Genomic DNA, 19,595 nt, shown 5'->3' with positions numbered 1-19,595 from the left:
GGGGAGCCGGGCGCCCGTCGGCGCGGCCGACTGCCTCAGGAAGGTCTCGACATCAGCGGGTCAGGCGAACCGCCGAGGTCGCACACCAGGCTCAGAGGCCGAAGAACTGCACGGCTGCCGCGGCCATGCCGCCCATCGGCAGTTGGTGCCCGGCCCCGGAGACGCTGATGGCCTCCAGCCGCACGGCGCCGTCGGTCCCGGCGAAGCGCTGCCGCGTCCAGCTCGGCTGCGGCTGGTCCGTCGAGGTCGGCGTCTGGCTCAGTCCGAAGACATCCGTCCACTGCTTGGTCTCTTCCTGCATGAGCTGGAAAGGCACGAGTGTGTCGTTGGTGCCGTGCCAAAGCTGCACGCGAGGACGGGTGCCGGAGTAGCCCGGGTACGCCTGCCGGACCAGGTTGCCCCACTCCTGTGCCGTCTTGTGCATGTTCCCGCCCACGCACTTGCTCGTCCACGGCGGGAAGTCGGCCTCGTTCGCGAAGCAACCGAAGGGGACGCCCATGAACGCCGAGCCGGCCTTGAAGACGTCCGGGTAGTCGGCCAGCAGCGCGGTGGTCTCCATGCCGCCGGACGAGCTGCCGGTGACGAAGACCCGCTGCGGGTCGCCGTTGTAGTGCTGTTCCACATAAGACACCATGGAAATGACCGAGGCCGGGTCGCTGCCGCCGTTGTGGTGTTTGGAGGCATCGGACCACACGTCGAAGCAGTTGCTCATCGCCGTCTGCTTCGTGGCGGTCGGGTAGATGACGACGAAGCCGCGCTGGTCGGCCAGCGACGCGAACTCGCTGCTCTGGTAGAACCCCGGCCCCGAGCCGCCACAGCCGTGCATGGCGACCACGATCGCCGGCTTGGCCGGGCGGGAGTCCGGCACGTACACATGCATGCGCAGGTTGCCCGGGTTGCTGCCGAAGCCGGTCACCTCCACGAGCGAAGCCGCCGTTGCCTGCGGCGCGAAAACGAGTCCAGAGACGAGAAGTGTCAAGACGCCGGCGACAGCCGCCAGCACGGTTCTGATTGCGGTCATGGTGCAACCACCTCCTGGTGATCACGAGATTCGCTCACGAGGTTAGGCATGGCCATGACAGCCGACAACATTCCGCCCCATATTGGCTGAAGGCGCTCCCGGGAACTCCCGAGACCGGCACACTTCCCGCTCGGCGTCCGAAACTCGCCCCTGCTCGCCCATCGCGATTCCCCACGTCACGATGACGGGCGCCCCCCACAGGTCCGCCCGCCCGCCACCGAACGCGCTGGCCACCGGGGACGCCGAACACCGTCTGAAAACTTTCGGAACGTTCCTAGATCCTTTTCACTGGCCGCGACTCCCCCGGCGAGTCGATACCCATTTCCACCACGGCCCAACAGCTCTCAGGTCAGCTACGCAATCCGGTATCAGCCATCCACACAGGAACGAACAGCGACCGGTAATTTCCGGAAGCATCCGATGGCGCCGGTCATTGACGCGCTCGATGAGCCGCCCACCATGCCCACCGTTCAGCAGTCCGGTCGCCCGGCGCCCGCACCTTCCTCTTCGCCATGTGATGGCCAGTCAGCTCATCGCACAAAAGCGCACCCTCGAACGGGCAATGGCGAGCTGTAGCGGGAGCACTAGCCGCGCCGGGTCGGCACTGCTATAACCAGCACTGGTTGAATCGTTTTAGCCGCCCTGCCGACGGCACCTGGCCGAGCCCCCTGCGAAAGGTCCTCAACGTGTGCGGACGCAGCAGACTCGCATCTGCCCGACGTGTGCTCGCGCCTCTTGGTGCCGCCGCACTCCTGGCCACGGCGCTGGTCACCGGCAGCCCAACTGCCGTCGCCGACAGCGGACTCCACGTCAGTGGCGCCACCGTCGATGGCCGGGCCGGACCGCTCGGAGTCGACGCTGCTCGCCCTCTGCTGGGTTGGAAGCTGGACACCGAGTCGCGCAACGCCATGCAGACGGCCTACCAGGTCCTGGTCTCCACGTCCGCCGAGCGATTGGCGCACAACCAGGGCACCGTCTGGGACAGCGGCAAACGACACTCCGACGAGTCCGCAGGGGTGCCGTACGGCGGTCAGCGGCTCAGCCCACGCACGCGCTACCACTGGAAGGTGCGCGTCTGGGACGAGCACGGCAGAGCGTCGGCGTGGAGCGCCCCATCCTCCTGGGAGACGGCGCTGCGCGCGCCCGAGGACTGGGAGGGCGCGCGGTGGATCGGGCCATCTGATCCACAGGCCGGGGCTCCCCTGCTGCGCAAGGAGTTCTCGCTGGACAAGGAGGTGGCCGGAGCGCGGGCCTACGTGGCCGGTCTCGGCTTCCACGAGCTGCGCCTCAACGGCGCGAAGGTCGGCGACCGCGTCCTCGCACCGGCGAACACGCCCTACGACCGGCGGGTGCTGTACGACACGTACGACGTGACCAAGGCACTGCGCAAGGGTGGCAACGCCGTGGGGCTCTGGCTGGGCCACGGCTACGGGGAGAACTTCAGCCGGTACGGCTTCCGTTGGAATGGTCAGCGGCAGGCGATCGCGCTGCTGGACGTCACCTTCACCGACGGCACCCGGCGTCGCCTCACCACCGACCCGTCCTGGAAGTGGTCCACCGGGCCGATCACCGCGGATGATCTGTACGACGGCGAGTCCTACGACGCCCGGAAGGAGCAGGATGGCTGGGACGAGTCCGGCTTCGACGGCCGTTCCTGGGAAAGCGTGTCGGTGGTCGACGCCCCGCAGGGCTCACTGCGGTCCAACACCATGCCGCCGGTCCGGGTGACGGACACCCTGAGGCCGAGGAAGGTGTCCGAGCCCCGACCGGGCACCCACGTCTACGACTTCGGCCAGAACATCGCCGGCTGGGCACGCCTGAGCGCCAAGGGAGCGGCCGGCACGCGCATCACCCTGCGTACGGCCGAGGAGCTCAACGCCGACGGCACGCTGGACGCCGCCACCAATCGGGATGCCGCGGCGACCGACACCTTCACCCTCGCGGGTACCGGCCGTCGCGAGACCTATGAACCGCGCTTCACCTACCACGGCTTCCGCTATCTGGAGGTCACCGGCTTCCCCGGGACGGCGGGCCTCGGGGACGTGCGCGCACGCGTCGTCCACGCGGATGTGCCGTCGACCGGCGCCTTCAGCTCCTCCAGCGAGGTTCTCAACCGCATCTGGCGCAACAACCGCTGGAGCGTCCTCAACAACTCCATGAGCACGCCCACCGATACCCCGGTCCGCGACGAGCGCACCCCTCCGGCCATGGACGTCCAGGCCTACCGGGACGCCGCGACGCGCGAATTCGGCATGGGGGGTTTCTACGCGAAGTATCTGGGCGACCTGCCGCCGGGCACGGCGCTGCCCTCCGACGACGTCAAGGCGCAATACCCCGACATGGCCGGCGGTCAGGTCACCTTGGCCTGGACCCTGTACGAGCAGTACCGCGACCGGAACGCGCTGGAGACGGCCTATCCGGACATGAAACGGTTCGTGGACCGCAACGCCACCGAGGTGCCCGGGCTCATCTGGCCCGCGGACAAGGGCTTCGGCGACTGGTGCCCGCCCGATCACGGGCCGCAGGCCAACGACGGCATGGGCAGCCCGACGGCCGGGGACTGCTTCAGTGAGGTCTCCCTGGTCAACACCGCCCTCTCCTACCAGCAGGCCCGGGCCACGGCGAAGGCGGCGGACGTGCTCGGGCACCGGCAGGACGCGCGCCACTTCGCGTCCCTGGCAGGCCGCGTCAAGGACGCGTTCAACGCGCACTTCCTCAACGAAGCCGGTGATACGTACGGCAGCGGACGCCAGGTGACCAGCGTCCTCCCGCTGGCGTTCGGGCTGGTGCCCGCCGACAAGGTCGACGACGTCGGCGACCAACTCGCCCGAACCATCGTCGAGCACGACGACGGCCACCTGGACACCGGCATCTTCGGCACCCGCTACCTGGTCGACGCGCTGGCCCGCACCGGGAGGGTCGACCTGGCGATGACCATGCTCCACCAACGCACCTATCCCGGCTTCGGCTTCCAGCTCGCCAACGGGGCCACGACCACCTGGGAGCAGTGGCTCTACCGCTCCTCGATGGAAACCCATGACCACGCGATGTTCGCCGGTATCAACACCTCGTTCTACACCGTTCTCGCGGGGATCAGGCCCACCGAGCCCGGCTACCGCGACATCGCGGTCGAGCCGCGGATCCCCGGCTCCCTCGACCAGGTGTCCGCCGCGCAGGAGACGGTGCGTGGCCGCGTCGCCAGCAGTTGGAAGAAGACCCGGGGCACCTTGCGGCTGACCGTCACCATCCCGGCCAACAGCCGCGCGGTGGTACGGGTACCTCTGACCGACGAGGACCACCGCGTCCAAGCCCCCGCCGGAGCGAGGAGGACACAGGTCACCGACCAAGCGGTCTCGTACCGAGTCGGCTCCGGGACCTGGGTGTTCACTGTCCGAGCCCATTGAGAGCCGTGACCTGAAACGGAAAACGCCTCAAGTGGCGACGGGCGACCTCAAGGCTGACTCACTAGGTGAGGGCCGCTTGCCAGGAAGTGCCGTTGCTGGTGGCGTCGCTCCGCAGGCGGTCGCGGGCAGCGGTGTCGCCGTACAGGCTCCAGCGGAACCAGTCCAGGAAGGTGTTCTTGGTCTGGGCGTAGTACCGGTAGTCCGGGGTCAGGTACTGGCCGTGGTCGGCCCCGACGTGAGTGAGGAACGCCTTGGGCGACGGAAGCTCCGCGTACGCGGCGCGCGCCGAGTTGTAGTCGCAGGTCGGGTCATGGTCACCGTGGATGAACAGCACATTGGCGTGGAGTCCGGCGGGGTTGCCCATGTCCACGCAGGCGACCGGGACAGCGGCGGCGATGCGGTTGTCCGGCCAGGCGGTGAGCAGGCCGTGGGTGGTCATCCCGCCCATCGAGTGACCTGACACACCGACACCGACCCGGGTGTCCATGTGCCCGGCGAACGGGTCGCCCGTGGTGCTGTTGAGCGCCAGTGTCCGGGTGAGGACCTCGGAGACGTCCTTCGACCAGTTGCCGTTGTAGACGCTGCCGATGTTGGTGTTGTCGGAGAACGAGGGGGCGGGGCAGATGAAGCCCGCGGCGGCCAGATCGTGGGTCTGGGAGGAGTAGCAGTCGGAGTTGCACCCCATGCCGTGGCTCCATTCGGCGATGGGGAAGACGCCGTTCGCGATGGGCGCGTTCGGGATGGGGTTGCCGCCCGCGGTGCCGGCGGCCGGGTAGAAGATCTTCGTGTTCAGTTGGCGGTTACCGCGCGACCAGAAGAACTGCCGCACGCCGATGGCGAACTGCGCGGTGGGTGCCTGCCGCGGTGAGGCCATCCGTGGTGACAGGGCGCCGGCGGCCGCGCTGCTCCCGAGCAGGGACATGCCCACGCCCGTCGCCGCGGCCGCGCCGAAGCCCAGTAAGGTACGCCGTCGCATCGACATGGGTGACTCCTTGTTGTCGTAGGGGTGAGCGGGGCACGCAGGCGCCGTGCGCCGGCGTGAGGGGGGATCTCGCGGAAGTTGCTCAGGGGCCGGGGTCGCTGCTGGTGGGACCGGCCTCGGCAGGAGCGGCTGACAGCGCCACTGTCAAGCCGAGCAGGAGAGTTACCGCGGCGCGAACGTATCGCGAACGCGGTCGGCATCCTGGATGCATGGAAGGCTCCATGTGGTCGGCTAACCGGTACGGATGGTGCCAGTACTGCCGTGGTCGATCTGGAGGAGGAGCGTCGCAAGCGGGATCGCGAGCGGGTCCAGCCACCCGGTGCGGAGGCGGGGAGCGCACATACGGGACGGGCAGCATGGGGCGCCGATACATCCCATGTCTCTCTAGGGGTCCCATGGGATCTTGGGAGCTGTCAAGAGGCCTGACGTCGAACGATCCAGGGGTCTGTGGCGACGTTCGGAACGACGACTCTGCGACATGGCGGCGGGAGGAGGTCAAACATCACATGTCGCCGATGATTTCGCCTTGCGGGACCACCTCCGGACTGCGGTTTCGTCGCGATCACCGAGCCGGTCCGGTGCGGGGTATTGACAGTTTTCAGCGCTTCCCTATCATCCATCTCTGTCCGATGCTTCGACAGTGATTCGAAATATCGAACAATGAACCGCCCCTGCGACATCCGGTGGACATACGGCGCCCCTGCGGCATGTCATGTCCACGATGACCTACAGGAGGAGACGGTGCTGTCTTCATGGGTTTCCGTGCCGGGCGGCGTGTCCCGCGGACGGCGTTCGCCCGCCGCCTTGGCCACGGGCTCGGCGCTGATGTTGATCGCGGTACTGGTGGCGGTGTTCGGCCGACCGGCACCGGCGTCCGCCGCCGGAACCGGCCCCTGTGACATCTACGCGTCGGGCGGCACGCCTTGTGTGGCCGCGCACAGCACGGTGCGGGCGCTCTATGGCTCGTACACCGGCAAGCTGTACCAAGTCAGGCGCTCGTCCGACAACGCGACCCGGGACATCGGCGCCCTGACGGCGGGCGGCGTCGCCGACGCCGCCGCCCAGGACTCGTTCTGCGCGGGTACCTCATGCGTCATCACCTGGGTCTACGACCAGTCCGGGCACGGCAACAACCTGGGCTACCAGGGGCCGGGCGGAGTCGGTGGCTCCGACACCGCCGCGAACGCGACGAGTGAATCCCTGACAGTCGGGGGAAACAGGGCCTACTCGCTGTACATCAACCCCAGGAACAGCTACTGGCGCGACGGCCACACGACGGGCGTCCCCACCGGCAGCGCGCCCGAGGGCATGTACATGGTAACCAGTGGCACGCACGTCAACGGCGGCTGCTGCTTCGACTACGGCAACAGCGAGATCACCCGCAAGGCCGACGGCCCCGGAGCCATGGACGCGATCAACTTCAGCACGCAGTGCTGGTTCGGCGGGTGTGCGGGGAGGGGCCCATGGGTCCAGGCAGACCTCGAATGGGGCCTGTACTCCGGGGGCAGCCAGTCCTGGAACCCGAACCAGAGGGCCTTCACCAGCAAGTTCGTCACCGCCACACTGAAGAACAACGGGACGACCCGGTTCGCGATCAAGGGCAGCAATGCGCAGTCCGGGGGTCTGACCACGCTGTACGCCGGCTCCCTCCCCGGTGGCTACAACCCCATGAAGAAGCAGGGGGCCATCATCCTGGGCAGCGGCGGTGACTGCTGCAACGGCAACACCAACCTCAGCGCGGGCACGTTCTACGAGGGAGCCATGGTCTCCGGCTACCCCTCCGACCAGACGGAGAACGCCGTGCAGGCCAATATCACCGCGGCCGGCTACCGCTGACCGGGAAGGAACCATCTCGTGTTGAAACCAGGCGGACGATTACTCCGCTTCCTCACGGCTGCCGCGCTGATCGGCACCGTCTTCACCACGGCCTCGGCCCACTCGGCCGCCCAGGCGGCCCCGGGCAGTCCGGCGCTCACCCCGCCACTGGGCTGGAACAGCTGGAACAGCTTCGGGTGCGGGGTCACCGAGGCACAGGTGCGTCAGGCCGCGGACGCGATGGTCTCCTCGGGTATGCGGGACGCCGGTTACCGATACGTGGTGGTCGACGACTGCTGGTTCGACCCGCAACGCGACACCGCGGGCAACTTGCGGGCCAACCCGACAAAATTCCCGAGCGGAATGAAGGCGCTCGGGGACTACATCCACGGGAAGGGCCTGAAGTTCGGCATCTACCAGGTGCCCAACGAGCGCACGTGCGCCCAGGGCGGGGGCAGTTACCCGGGGTCCACCGGCAGCAAGGGGCATGAGACCCAGGACGCTCGCACGTTCGCCTCATGGGGTGTGGACTACCTCAAATACGACTGGTGCTCCTCCGCCGGTACCCGGGACGAGCAGGTCGCGCGGTTCACGCTCATGCGCGACGCACTGCGCGCGACCGGGCGCCCGATCGTCTACAGCATCAACCCGAACAGCTACCACGCCATCACCGGCGACACATACAACTGGGGCGACGTCGCCGACCTGTGGCGGACGACCGAGGACCTGCTCGACATCTGGCAGAACGGCAACACCAACAGCTATCCGATGGGCGTGGGCAACGTCGTGGACGTCACCGCGCCGCTGGCCGCGCAGTCGGGTCCGGGCCACTGGAACGACCCCGACATGCTCGTCGTCGGCCGCCCCGGGCTGTCGCTGACCGAGTCCCGCTCCCACTTCGCCCTGTGGGCGCTGATGGCCGCGCCGCTCATGGCGGGCAACGACATCCGCACCATGTCGGCCGATGTGAGCGCGGTCCTGCGCAACCCGCGGCTGCTGGCGGTGAACCAGGACCCGCTGGGCGCGGGCGGGCGCAGGGTGCGCGACGACGGAGACACCGAGGTGTTCGCCAAGCCCCTGTCCGACGGCTCGGTCGCCGTGGGCCTGTTCAACCGGGGGAACGGCACGGCGACCGTCACCGCCACGGCGGCACAGATCGGCCTGTCCGGCGGGTCGTTCACCCTCACCGACCTGTGGACCGGCGGCACATCGAGCACGACCGGACAGGTCTCGGCGAGTGTGCCCGCACACGGCGTCGCCGCGTTCCGGGTGACCGGCGGCACTCCCCTGGCCGCCACCACGTCCCGGCTGCGCGGTGACGGGTCCGGCCGTTGCCTGGGCGTGGAGAACGCCTCGACCGCGGCCGGGGCGAGGGTGCTGATCCGGGACTGCCACACGGCCGCCGACCAGCTGTGGACCACCTGGACCGGCGGCGAGATACGCGTCTTCGGCGACAAGTGCCTGGACGCCTATGACCAGGGCACCGCCAACGGCACCCGCATCATCACCTGGCCCTGCAACGGACAGGACAACCAGAAATGGACACTCGACGCGAACGGTTCCATCCGCAACGTCCACGCCGACCTGTGCCTGGATGTCGACAACGCCGGCACCGCCAACGGAACCCCGCTGATCCTGTGGACCTGCAACGGTCAGGGCAACCAGCGGTGGAGCCGCACATGAGAAGGCGACCACAACCCACTCGTACGAGACTCACGCGAGCGGTCGCCTGGGCGGCCAGTCTCCTGCTGGCCTTCGTCCTCGCACCCGCAGCGGTACATCCCACGGAGGCCAGGGCGGACAACCCGATCGTGCAGCACGTCTACACGGCCGACCCCGCGCCTCTGGTCCATGACGGCCGCGTCTACCTCTACACCGGACACGACGAGGACAACTCGACCAACTACACCATGAAGGAGTGGCGGGTGTGGTCCTCCGCCGACATGGTCAACTGGACCGACCACGGCTCTCCGCTCAGCGTGGCCTCCTTCAGCTGGGCGTCCGCCAACGCGTGGGCGGGCCAGGTCGTGGGCCGCAACGGAAAGTTCTACTGGTACGTGCCGACAACGGAGCGCGCGACCGGCCGCATGGCCATCGGCGTGGCGGTGTCGGACAGCCCCACCGGACCGTTCCGCGACGCCCTCGGCCACCCGCTGGTGGGAAACGGCGAGATCGACCCGACCGTCTTCATCGACGACGACGGACAGGCGTATCTGTACTGGGGCAACCCGAACCTGTGGTACGTCAGGCTGAACGCCGACATGATTTCCTACTCCGGCAGCCCGGCCAAGATCCCGCTCACCACGGCGGGCTTCGGCACTCGCACCGGTGATCCCAACCGGCCCACGCTGTTCGAGGAAGGGCCCTGGGTCTACAAACGAGGCGGCCTGTACTACATCGTGTACGCCGCCAAGTGCTGCTCGGAGTTCATCGCCTACTCCACCGCCCCCGGCCCGACCGGACCGTGGACCTACCGCGGAACGATCATGCCCACGCAGGGCTCCAGCTTCACCAACCACCCGGGCATCGTCGACTTCAAAGGCAATTCATATTTCTTCTACCACAACGGCGCACTTCCGGGCGGGAGCGGCTACACCCGCTCGGTCGGCGTGGAGAAGTTCTCCTACAACCCCGACGGCACGATCCCGACGATCAACATGACCAGTACGGGGGCGCCCCAGGTCGGCACGCTCGACCCGTACATCCGTCAGGAGGCCGAAACGATCGCCTGGGAATCCGGGATCGAGACCGAGCCGTCCAGCGAGGGAGGCATGAACGTCGGGTACACCGAGAACGGCGACTACATCAAGGTCAAGGGTGTCGCTTTCGGCACGGGCCCGTCCTCCTTCACCGCACGCGTGGCCTCGGCGACCGGCGGCAGCACCATCGAACTGCGTCTGGGCGGCCCCAATGGAACGGTCGTGGGCCGGTGCGGCGTGCCGAACACCGGCGGCTGGCAGACCTGGACGACGGTGTCCTGCCCGGTCGGCGGCGCCACGGGCACCCAGGACCTGTACCTGCGGTTTGTGGGCGGCAGCGGCTACCTGGTCAACGCGGACTGGTGGCGGTTCACCGCCGGCGCCCCCACTGCCCCGCCGGGGCGGCCGGTCGGGGCCCCTCGTAAATGAGGGGGGGTTCCTACGGCTCGCGCCGTAGGTGCGGACGCCGAGCGGCATCTTCCCTCGCAGGGTGCCGCGGGCGGAGCACGGCTCGAAGGAGGAAACAGCGCGTTGGCGCCGTCGCCCGCGCGCACGCCGTGTCCGGGTGCCGCCTGGCCTGAACGGAGATCCGATGCGCCCCGTCATCACAGCCTCGGTGCCATTGCTGGAGCCACCGGGCTGGGCCACCGCGCAGCGGGCGCTCTTCGACCTGCTCGACGACGCCTGGCGCCGGTTCGCAACGGACTTCACGGAGGGCGACGGGCGGCTGAGGTACCGCAGCCGGCTGAGTTCCCGCGACGGCGCGGACGACTTCTACGAGGCCTTCTTCAACTGGCCGCAGCTCTATCTGCTCGGCGGGCACAGCGATCTCCTCACGGCCTCCGAACGGCACTGGGAAGGAGTCACCCGGCAGCTGACCGAGCTGGGCATGCTCCAGGACGAGTTCGAACGGGGCTACGACTGGTTCCACCAGGGCGAGAGCATGCTGCCATTCTACTTCCTGTGCATGGCCGCTCCCGAGCGCTTCGCCCGGCGGGCGCGCCGCTTCGCGGAGCTGTACGTGGACCCCGGGCACGGCAATTACGATCCCGCACACCGCATTGTCCGCCGGCCGCACAACGGCAGCGACCCGCGCCGCGAGGGGCTGTTCGACGGCGACGCGTATCCCTGGCTTGCCCAGGAAGCCCGGATGTACGGCTTCCCCCTGGAGTGGACGCTGGAGGCGGGGTCCGAGACACCGCCACCGGCCGGTGACCCGCGGCTGGGCGAGGAGATGCGCCGCAGGATGGGCGCGGGAGACACCGCGGTCAATCTGGCAGTGACCGGACTGGTCCTCAACGCCTGGATCCTCACCGGGGAGGACCGCTACCGCGATTGGATCGCCACGTACGTGGGTGCCTGGCGGGAGCGGGCGGCTGCCCGCGGCGGCGTCCTGCCGGACAACGTCGCCCCCGACGGCACGGTGGGCGGCCTGCTGGAGGGCCGCTGGTACGGCGGTCACTACGGCTGGTCCTGGCCACACGGGTGGTACAGCGTCGGGCATGCCGCGATCATCGCCGCCCTGGCCGGGGCGGCAGCCACGGGCGACGACTCCTGCCTGGACCTCGTGCGTCCCGCCCTGGACGAGATCATCGCCCAGGGCAAGGTCATGGCCTTCATGGACTCGGACTCCAGCCTACGGTCCAAATGGACCGTCCAACTGGGCGAGGACGTGGTCACCCCCACGCTGCATGTGCCGTTCCGGCACGCGGACCGGGGCTGGTTCGACTACAACCCGATGCTGATGGCTGTCCCGATGGCCCTGTGGCACCACTCCGCCTCGGCCGCGGACAGGGAACGCCTCGAACGGCTCCGTTCCGCCAGCGGCTACGACTGGCGCACGGTGCGCCCCTTCCGGAGCAAGGAGGAGGCCGGACACGAGGAGCCCTGGTTCGCCTTCCTCAGCGGCGACGACCCCTCCTATCCGGAGCGGATTCTGGCCGCCGCGCAGGCCCAGGTCCGCCACCGGCTGGCCCGTATGGAACGCTTCCGCGGCACCGACGTGCCCGAAGCCGACATCCACCTGTGGCAGCAGTCGAACCCGGTCGTCACCGAGGCCCTGGTACAGCTGACCTGGGGCGCGCCACAAGTCGTCTACAACGGCGGCCTCCAGCAGGCACGAGTGCGGTACTACGACGCCACCGCCGCACGCCCGGGCCTGCCCCCTTCGGTGGCGGCCCTGGTCTCGCGCATCGATCCGGAGGCCACCGTCGTCGACTTGGTCAACCTCGATCCCCGAGCCCCGCGATCGGTGATCGTGCAGGCCGGAGCCTTCGCCGAACACACCATCCGAACTGTCCACCACACCGTCTGCGAGGACCCCGCCTGGATCGGCGACCTGTACGACTACGGCCACGGCCGACCCGCCGTCACGTCCGCCACCAGCCGGGCCGACGCCCCCTGGCTACAGGTGGACCTGCCCCCTTCCACCCGGATCCGTCTGACACTCCAGCTCGACCTGCGCACCCGGCCGCCGTCCTACCGGACGCCGTTCGGCGGGCGCGACCACGGTGTGACGTCATGAACGCGCCTGATCCACTCGCCCCACCCCACGCCCACGGTACGGACCGGCCGTCGCTGACCGACTCCACCACTTCAACCCCGGGACCAGACATGCGTCGAAATCCAGCAATGGCCCTCGCGGCCCTCGCCGCGGCCGCGACCGCCCTCACCGCCCTCACCCCGGCTCCCGCGAACGCCTCGGTCGCCCGCGTCGCCACGATCGTCGTAGCCCCCGAGGGAAGCGACCGCGACCAGGGCACAGCAGACCACCCCCTGGCCACCCTCGCCCGGGCCCAGCGCCTCGCGCGTGGCCTGTCGGACACGTCCGACGTGGTCGTGGAGTTGTCCGGCGGCACCTACCGCCTGACCCAACCCTGGAAGCTCAGCAGCGCCGACTCGGGCCGCAACGGCCACACCGTCACCTGGAGGGCGCAGCCCGGCGAAGCACCCGTCGTGTCCGGCGGCCGGCGGGTGACCGGCTGGCAACTCCAGAACGCGGCGTCGAACATCTACGTCGCACAGGTGCCGAAGGGCAAGGATTCACGGCAGCTCTATGTGGACGGCACCCTCGCACCCCGCGCCTCGATCACCATCTCGCGCAACGACGTCAGGGTGACGCAGACCGGGCTGACCATCGTCAACCCCGCCCTGAACTACCTCGCCTCACTGCCCCGGCAGAACCGCATCGAAGTGGAGAGCCAGAACTCCTTCACCGACCGGTACGCGCCCGTGCAGAGCATCAGCGGCACCACCATCACCATGCAGCAGCCGGCCTGGAACAACAACAACTGGGGCTACGACACCATCGCCAAACCCTTCGCCGGTGGCACCCTCCTGCTGGAGAACTCCTACTCCTTCCTCAAGACCGCGGGCCAGTGGTACCTCGATCCGGACGCGGGCCTCCTCTACTACAAAGCACCCGCCGGCCAGGACCCGGACGACAGCGACATCGAACTGCCGCAGCTCACCTCGCTGCTACAGATCGGAGGCACCTACGACAACCCGGTCCGGAACATCACCATCGAGGGTGTCCGCTTCGAGCACTCCACCTGGCTCCGGCCGGGCACCTCGACCGGTTACGCCAACCAGCAGAACGGCGCCTTCATCCCGTCCGCGTACCCCCAGCCCACCGACTTCCTCACGTCCTGTCAGTCCGGCTGCCGGCTGTTCGAAGGCGCCCGCAACGGCTGGCACCAGATACCGGCGGCCGTGCAGGTCTCGGCGGCAACCGAGATCACCTTCACCGGGGACACCTTCACCCACCTGGGCCAGGTGGCCCTGGGCATCGGCAACGACGCGAACGCCCATGCCTCCGGTGTCGGCCTCGGCACATCCGGAATCACCGTCCACGCCAACACCTTCATCGAAGACTCCGGCGCGGGCATCGTGGCCGGCGGCGTGCAGCCCGACGCCCACCACCCCTCGAACCCCGCGATGACCAACAAGGACATCACCATCACGGACAACCTGGTGACCAAGGTTGCCCAGGACTACAAGGACATGTCCGGCATCCTGTCCACCTACGTCACCCACGCGGCGATCGAGCACAACGAGGTCTCCGATCTCGCCTACGACGGCATCGACGTCGGCTGGGGCTGGGGCGCCAACGACCCCGGCGGCAGCACGGACTACAAGAACCGCGGCCTGTACGACTACCAGCCGGTCTACACCTCGCCGACGACGCTCTCGGACAACGTCATCCGCTACAACCTGATCCACGGCACCAAGAAGGTCTTCCACGACGGCGGGAGCCTGTACAACCTGTCGGCCAGCCCCGGAACCGTCATGGAGGGCAACTACATCTACGACAACCACAACACCGTCGGCCTCTACCTGGACGAGGGGTCCCGCTACCTCGCACTCCGGCACAACGTGATCCAGGACGCCGGCGTGTGGGCCTTCACCAACGCCAGCGGAACCAATAACACCAATGACAGCACGTTCTCGGAGAACTGGTACAACACCGGCGCGACCCAGGTGGCGACCGGCGCACCGCACAACAACGTCCTGAGCGGCAACGTCAAGGTGAGCGGCGCAAACTGGCCCACGGCGGCGCGTCAGGTCATGGAACAGGCCGGCATCGAACCCGGACTGCGCGCCGAAGCCGGTCATTCTCGTACGGCGTCACTCCGCCACGACGTCTCGTCGCCGGCCGGACCCGGCCGGCTTGCGCTCTCGCCGTGCTCCAGGTGCTGACGCAGCCACTGCTCCGTCGTGCTCACATGCATCAGCGCCGCGGCCTCGGCCAGTGCGGAGTCCCTGCGCAGCAGGGCGGCGTAGATCGCCTCGTGCTCGGCGATGGTCCGGTCACCGGCATGGTCGTCGACCATGCCGCGCCATACCCGGCCGCGCAGGGTGCGGCTGGAGATGCCCTCCAGCAGCGTAGCCAGGGTCCTGTTCCCGGCGGCCGCGACAACCGCCCTGTGGAAGGCGGCGTCGTGCTCGTTGAGCAGCTCGACATCGTCGCGGGCGGCCCTCATCGCGTCAAGGTGGTGCCTGACGCCGACGAGGTCGTCGTCGGAGATCCGGGCGGCGGCAAGCCTCGTGGCGATGGGCTCGAAGAGCCTGCGCACTTCGGTCAGTTCCAGCAGGGTGTCACCATGGAGCAGTTCCACCGCCGAGCCCAGCCCCTCGAGCAGCAGCGCGGGCTCCAGACTCGTCACATACGTCCCGTCGCCCCGCCTGACATCCAGGACCCGCGCGACAACAAGCGCTCTGACCGCCTCACGCATCAGGTTCCTGGACAGACCGAGCTCCGTGGCCAGCTGCTGCTCGGGCGGCAACTTGGCACCCGGCGGCAGTTCACCGGACTGGATCAGCTCCCTGATGCGGGCGATTGCCTTGTCGGTCAATGACATAGGCAGACTCCACACTCCCTGCTCGCCCATGCCACGCTAACAGGACCTCCCATGTTCCAAAAGGGACGGGAAGCCCTTCATGGGAACCCTCACTCGTCGATGGCCGTGCTCTTCGGCCTCCATCTGCGAAAGTGCGGTCCTGCCGCCCGAACCATAGTGTGGTCGTTCGACTGCGCTCGAATGAACACATCCCATGTCACGGCCCGAGATCCCCGACGGCGGCTGCACTCTCGCTCCCTCACTTGACCAACGCCCACACCGCGACACGTCAAGCGGACGACGTCGCCCCGTGGTTCCAGCCCGCCGCTGTGGGCCGGGATCGCCAAGTCGCCGGAGCCGGCCACTGCGGTGGCGGCGGGCACCAGTCGGCCGGCCTCGCGCGGCGCTCCCGCGCCCATGTTGTCGTTGGCGGCGAACGCCCCGCCCATGTCGGGGTGTTCGCCAGCAGTGCGGCCATGGCGGCGGCTCCGTCGGGCTCGGTGAAGTCCCCCTCCTGCGGCGGGAACGGATCGAGGCCGCCCGCCAGCGCGGCATCCCGGTGGCCGCGGTACCGGGCGCGTCCGGCCCCGGTGTCCAGACGCCCGCAGATCGCGGTTACGCGAGTCCGGCCGCACGAGACCAGGTACGCGGTCGCCTCGCGCGCCCCACCGACGTTGACCCGCTCGACCGCCTCGCGTTTGGCGCGGCTGACCTGCGGTGCGTTGTTGACCGCGCGGGAAGCCGCGGAGCGGGAGACCGGTCACCTCATCGAGCGTCGGCTGCCGGCGCACCGCGTGCTCGCCCCGTGAAGGGCGAGTTGTACGTCGACCCTTGACAGCTTCACCAGCCCGCAACACGATACCCCCACACCCCAATTGCTCTCAGCGCGATGGGGAGCGCTTCCAGTGGGAGCGCTCCCATACTCGCAGCGGCTTTCACCCTGTCGCCCCCGCCGGAGAGTCGTCAGGCACAACGGGGCCTCGTACCACCGCACTTCCTCAGCGCGTCGCTCACTCATGACCGAGAGCGTGCGACGCACCCCTGCCAGGAAACCGAGGTACAGTCATGCGCCACAGACTCCGCGCCCTGGTGGCAGCGCTCTTCGCTCTACCGCTGGCGCTCGCCATCGCACCGTCCGCCCACGCGGCCGACCCGACCACCATGACCAACGGGTTCTACGTGGACCCCGACTCCAGCGCGAAGAGGTGGGTCGCCGCCAACCCCGGCGACGGCCGTACACCCGCGATCAACGCCTCCATCGCCAATACCCCGACGGCCCGCTGGTTCGGCTCCTGGAGCGGCACCATCGGCACCGCCACCGGCGCATACGTGGGTGCCGCGGATAGTGGTGACAAACTGCCCATCCTCGTCGCCTACAACATATACAACCGCGACTACTGCGGCGGGCACTCCGCGGGCGGGGCCGCTTCGCCGTCCGCCTACGCGACCTGGATCGCCCAGTTCACCGGCGGGATCGCCAACCGCCCGGCCGTCGTCATCCTCGAACCGGACTCCCTCGGGGACTACGGTTGCATGACCCAGGCCCAGATCGACGAACGCGAGGGCATGCTCACCGGTGCCCTCGCCCAGTTCAACCGTCAGGCCCCCAACACCTGGGTCTACCTCGACGCCGGCAACCCGGGCTGGGCGGACCCGGCGACCATGGCCCGGCGACTCCACGAAGCCGGCCTCCGACAGGCCCACGGCTTCTCCCTGAACGTCTCCAACTACTTCACCACGGCCGAGAACACCGCCTACGGCAACGCCGTCAACCGTGAACTCAACGCCCGCTACGGCTACACCAGGCCGTTCGTCGTGGACACCAGCCGCAACGGCAACGGCTCCAACGGCCAGTGGTGCAATCCCTCGGGCCGCCGTATCGGCGCCCCCACGCAGCTGGGCGGAGGCGCCGAGATGCTCTTGTGGATCAAGGTCCCGGGCGAGTCCGACGGCAATTGCGGCGTCGGAGCCGGTTCCTCGGCCGGACAGTTCCTCCCCGAGGCCGCCTACAAGATGATCTACGGCTACTGATCCACCACGGTTCGGTTCATGTCATTGAGCCCGCTGCCGTGCGACATCACCACGACGGGCAGCGGGCCCTTGACGCCACTCGGGTAGGTGAGTCCACCGTTGGCGACGGGCGGCGCGGAGGCGTCGGCAGGGGTTGGTGCGGCAGGGTTCGGGGACGCGACCGCCCACGGCCTCGATTGCGAACCGTTACGTCTCGGTTCGATTCATGTAGCCTCGGAACCATGCCGTCCGCACCCGAGCCGGTCCGACCCGGCCGCAAGCGCAGCCAGAGCAGCCGCACCGCGATCCTGACCGCTGCCTGGGAGCTCACGGTCGAGTCCGGCTATCAGGGCCTGACGGTGGAGGGGATCGCCGCGCGGGCAGGCACCGGCAAGCAGACCGTCTATCGCTGGTGGCCGTCCAAGGCCGACGTACTGCTCGACGCGCTGGTACTCAAGGCCGACGTCCAGATCGGGCTCGACGACCACGGCAGCTACGCGGCAGACCTGCGCCAGTTCCTCGACCGGTCCTTCACGCTGGGCCTGGACCCGCCGGTGATGCGCGTGATGCGCACGCTGATGGCCCAGGCGCAGATCGACCCGGAATTCGGCGCCTGCTTCCGTGAACAGTTCCTCGCCCGCCGCCGGGCCGCCTTCGAGGTCCTGGCGGGCCGCGCCGTCGAGCGCGGCGACTTCCCGGCAGGCCGTTCACCTGCGCTCGACGCCCGCATCGTCTTCGGCCTCCTCTGGTACGAGGTGCTCGCCGCACCTCCGCCCCTCGATTCCGGCTCCGCCGACACGGCCCCCCATGCCCTCGCCGACGCCCTCATCGACCTCCTCACCCGCAGTCCCGCTCCGGAGGAACCGGCATGACCACCACGACCATCGCGATCACCGGCGCCACCGACGGCCTCGGCCGCGCCCTCGCCATGCGCCTCGCGGCCGACCGCGACGTCCGCCTCGTGCTGCACGGCCGCGACCCCGCCAAACTCGAACGGGTCGCCACCGAGGTCGAAAGCACCGGCGCCGCCGCACCCCTCACCGCGACCGCCGACCTGTCCGACCTCGCCCAGGCGGCCCGGCTGGCCGACACCATCGCCGGCAGCGTCGACCGTCTCGACGTACTGGTGAACAACGCGGGCATCGGCTCCGGCGAGCCCGACGGACGCGAGCGCCGTACCAGCCACGACGGCCATGAGCTGCGCTTCGCGGTGAACTACCTCGCCGCCTTCGTCCTCACCGAGAACCTGCTCCCACTCCTGCGGGCCTCCGCGACCACCCAGCACGCCGCCCGCGTCGTCCACGTCTCGTCCCTGGGCCAGCACCCGCTCGACTTCGACGACCTCATGCTCGAGCGCGCATACTCGGGCACACGCGCCTACGGCCAGAGCAAACTCGCGCAGATCATGCACTGCCTCGACCTCGCCGGACGGTTCGCGCCCACCGAACTGACCGCCACCTGCCTGCACCCCGGCACCTACATGCCGACCAAGATCGTCCTGTCCGAAATCGGCGTCACCGCCGACACCCTGGAGTCCGGGGCCGAAGCCACCCGCCGACTCGCTCTCGATCCTGCCCTGGAAGGCACCACCGGCCAGTTCTTCGACCGCCTCCGGCCCGCCCACGCGACCGGCCAGGCCTACGACGAACAGGCCAGAGCGGCCCTGCGGGCCCGCAGCCTCGCGCTCGTCAACGGCCACCTCACGACGGGCGACTGACCCCGGCACCGCTCACAGCACACCCACGGCAGGAACCCCCGGCTCACCGTCCACGGCGGACGGCTCCCGGCCGACCGGCCTCGTTCGCCTCTGCCCATGAGGTCCGGCCCCAGCCCATGAACGGTCAGCGCCTTGACGACCCGCAACTCACGCCGCCCGTGCCCGCGGCCGCGTTGGTCTTGTCCGGCACCCGTAGCTGACTGTTCGTCTGCCCGTCGTCGGCCATCGCGGCCAGCGGCCACAGCGGCCCATTGCCCGATCGCCGTGTACGAGCGGGCGCCGACCACCACCGCGAACGCCGCGATCAGCACCACACTCACGAACGGATGACGGCGTGGCAGACTGACGCCACATCGAAGTTCCGTCGCAGGAGGAGGACTTGGGAAGGTCATCGGCATCAGCGGTGCTTCGTTGCGTCAGGCACGGCCGTCCGGCCTGAGAGGGTAGGAGATCACGCGACTTGCAACGGCCCCGCGCCGGAAATTGCGACGCTGAGCACGTTCGGTTCCATCCGCACACCCTGCCTTGGAGGTCTTGATGCGTACGGGCGTCATTGTCGCCGCCCACCCCGGTGTGGAGGACCTCGCCGTGCGGGCCGAGGAGTTGGG

At 68.9% G+C, this 19,595-nt stretch carries 11 protein-coding genes and 2 pseudogenes; 9 read left to right on the top strand and 4 right to left on the bottom strand.

Going from position 1 to position 19,595, the window contains the following annotated elements:
* Window positions 1-91 precede the first annotated feature (91 nt).
* Window positions 92-1,021 (bottom strand): extracellular catalytic domain type 1 short-chain-length polyhydroxyalkanoate depolymerase, encoded by a 930-nt coding sequence (locus tag ABD329_RS32315; RefSeq protein ID WP_198274795.1) that lies wholly within the window; start codon window positions 1,019-1,021, stop codon window positions 92-94.
* A 686-nt stretch (window positions 1,022-1,707) separates the two neighbouring features.
* On the opposite strand from ABD329_RS32315, the gene ABD329_RS32310 reads away from it, so the two are divergent.
* The gene (locus tag ABD329_RS32310; RefSeq protein ID WP_425574407.1) at window positions 1,708-4,425 is read left to right on the top strand and encodes a family 78 glycoside hydrolase catalytic domain; all 2,718 of its coding nucleotides are present in this window, start codon (window positions 1,708-1,710) and stop codon (window positions 4,423-4,425) included.
* Window positions 4,426-4,486: 61 nt separating this feature from the next.
* On the opposite strand, the gene ABD329_RS32305 is transcribed toward ABD329_RS32310, so the two are convergent.
* On the bottom strand, window positions 4,487-5,407 hold the full coding sequence (locus tag ABD329_RS32305; RefSeq protein ID WP_198274793.1) for an alpha/beta hydrolase: 921 nt from the start codon (window positions 5,405-5,407) through the stop codon (window positions 4,487-4,489).
* An 882-nt stretch (window positions 5,408-6,289) separates the two neighbouring features.
* Here ABD329_RS32305 and ABD329_RS32300 point away from each other — a divergent pair.
* The 5 genes and pseudogenes from ABD329_RS32300 to ABD329_RS32280 form a co-directional block, all read left to right on the top strand.
* A pseudogene (locus ABD329_RS32300) lies at window positions 6,290-7,243 on the top strand (arabinofuranosidase catalytic domain-containing protein); the annotation flags it as partial.
* An 18-nt stretch (window positions 7,244-7,261) separates the two neighbouring features.
* On the top strand, window positions 7,262-8,905 hold the full coding sequence (locus ABD329_RS32295; protein ID WP_425574406.1) for a glycoside hydrolase family 27 protein: 1,644 nt from the start codon (window positions 7,262-7,264) through the stop codon (window positions 8,903-8,905).
* A gap of 128 nt (window positions 8,906-9,033) precedes the next feature.
* The gene (locus ABD329_RS32290; protein WP_309142586.1) at window positions 9,034-10,350 is read left to right on the top strand and encodes a glycoside hydrolase family 43 protein; all 1,317 of its coding nucleotides are present in this window, start codon (window positions 9,034-9,036) and stop codon (window positions 10,348-10,350) included.
* 163 nt (window positions 10,351-10,513) lie between these two features.
* Window positions 10,514-12,445 carry a DUF8034 domain-containing protein gene (locus ABD329_RS32285; protein WP_198274791.1) on the top strand — a complete coding sequence of 644 codons (1,932 nt, stop codon included), beginning with the start codon at window positions 10,514-10,516 and terminating at the stop codon, window positions 12,443-12,445.
* Between the two features lie 107 nt (window positions 12,446-12,552).
* Window positions 12,553-14,619, top strand: a complete 2,067-nt coding sequence (locus ABD329_RS32280; RefSeq protein ID WP_198274790.1) for a right-handed parallel beta-helix repeat-containing protein — start codon at window positions 12,553-12,555, stop codon at window positions 14,617-14,619.
* On the opposite strand, the gene ABD329_RS32275 is transcribed toward ABD329_RS32280, so the two are convergent.
* Both ABD329_RS32275 and ABD329_RS48345 read right to left on the bottom strand, forming a co-directional pair.
* Complete coding sequence (locus ABD329_RS32275) at window positions 14,532-15,281, bottom strand: FadR/GntR family transcriptional regulator (protein WP_198274789.1); 750 nt, start codon at window positions 15,279-15,281, stop codon at window positions 14,532-14,534. The genes ABD329_RS32280 and ABD329_RS32275 overlap by 88 nt on opposite strands.
* 317 nt (window positions 15,282-15,598) lie before the next feature.
* Window positions 15,599-15,942, bottom strand: a pseudogene (locus tag ABD329_RS48345) (substrate-binding domain-containing protein); the annotation flags it as partial.
* Between the two features lie 383 nt (window positions 15,943-16,325).
* Between ABD329_RS48345 and ABD329_RS32270 the strand changes: the two are divergent.
* From ABD329_RS32270 to ABD329_RS32260, 3 genes are all read left to right on the top strand, one after another.
* A complete protein-coding gene (locus ABD329_RS32270) occupies window positions 16,326-17,291 on the top strand; it encodes a glycoside hydrolase family 6 protein (protein ID WP_198274788.1) in 966 nt (321 codons plus the stop codon).
* Window positions 17,292-17,512: 221 nt separating this feature from the next.
* Window positions 17,513-18,142: a TetR/AcrR family transcriptional regulator gene (locus ABD329_RS32265; RefSeq protein WP_198274787.1), complete on the top strand. Its 630-nt coding sequence runs from the start codon at window positions 17,513-17,515 to the stop codon at window positions 18,140-18,142.
* The gene (locus ABD329_RS32260; protein WP_198274786.1) at window positions 18,139-18,987 is read left to right on the top strand and encodes an SDR family NAD(P)-dependent oxidoreductase; all 849 of its coding nucleotides are present in this window, start codon (window positions 18,139-18,141) and stop codon (window positions 18,985-18,987) included. The genes ABD329_RS32265 and ABD329_RS32260 overlap by 4 nt, the downstream gene beginning before the upstream one ends.
* The last annotated feature ends 608 nt before the right edge of the window (window positions 18,988-19,595 follow it).

The organism is Streptomyces javensis (genome assembly GCF_039525925.1).
GTDB classification, from domain to species: domain Bacteria; phylum Actinomycetota; class Actinomycetes; order Streptomycetales; family Streptomycetaceae; genus Streptomyces; species Streptomyces asiaticus.
The sequence above is the reverse complement of the archived record's forward strand: the minus strand, read 5'-3'. Positions and strand labels throughout refer to the sequence as shown.

What these genes read in the sequence shown, in the direction of transcription:
- ABD329_RS32275 (WP_198274789.1), bottom strand. Translation starts at nt 15,281, where the DNA reads ATGTCATTGACCGACAAGGCAATCGCCCGCATCAGGGAGCTGATCCAG.
- ABD329_RS32315 (WP_198274795.1), bottom strand. Translation starts at nt 1,021, where the DNA reads ATGACCGCAATCAGAACCGTGCTGGCGGCTGTCGCCGGCGTCTTGACA.
- ABD329_RS32305 (WP_198274793.1), bottom strand. Translation starts at nt 5,407, where the DNA reads ATGTCGATGCGACGGCGTACCTTACTGGGCTTCGGCGCGGCCGCGGCG.
- ABD329_RS32285 (WP_198274791.1), top strand. Translation starts at nt 10,514, where the DNA reads ATGCGCCCCGTCATCACAGCCTCGGTGCCATTGCTGGAGCCACCGGGC.
- ABD329_RS32260 (WP_198274786.1), top strand. Translation starts at nt 18,139, where the DNA reads ATGACCACCACGACCATCGCGATCACCGGCGCCACCGACGGCCTCGGC.
- ABD329_RS32280 (WP_198274790.1), top strand. Translation starts at nt 12,553, where the DNA reads ATGGCCCTCGCGGCCCTCGCCGCGGCCGCGACCGCCCTCACCGCCCTC.
- ABD329_RS32270 (WP_198274788.1), top strand. Translation starts at nt 16,326, where the DNA reads ATGCGCCACAGACTCCGCGCCCTGGTGGCAGCGCTCTTCGCTCTACCG.
- ABD329_RS32265 (WP_198274787.1), top strand. Translation starts at nt 17,513, where the DNA reads ATGCCGTCCGCACCCGAGCCGGTCCGACCCGGCCGCAAGCGCAGCCAG.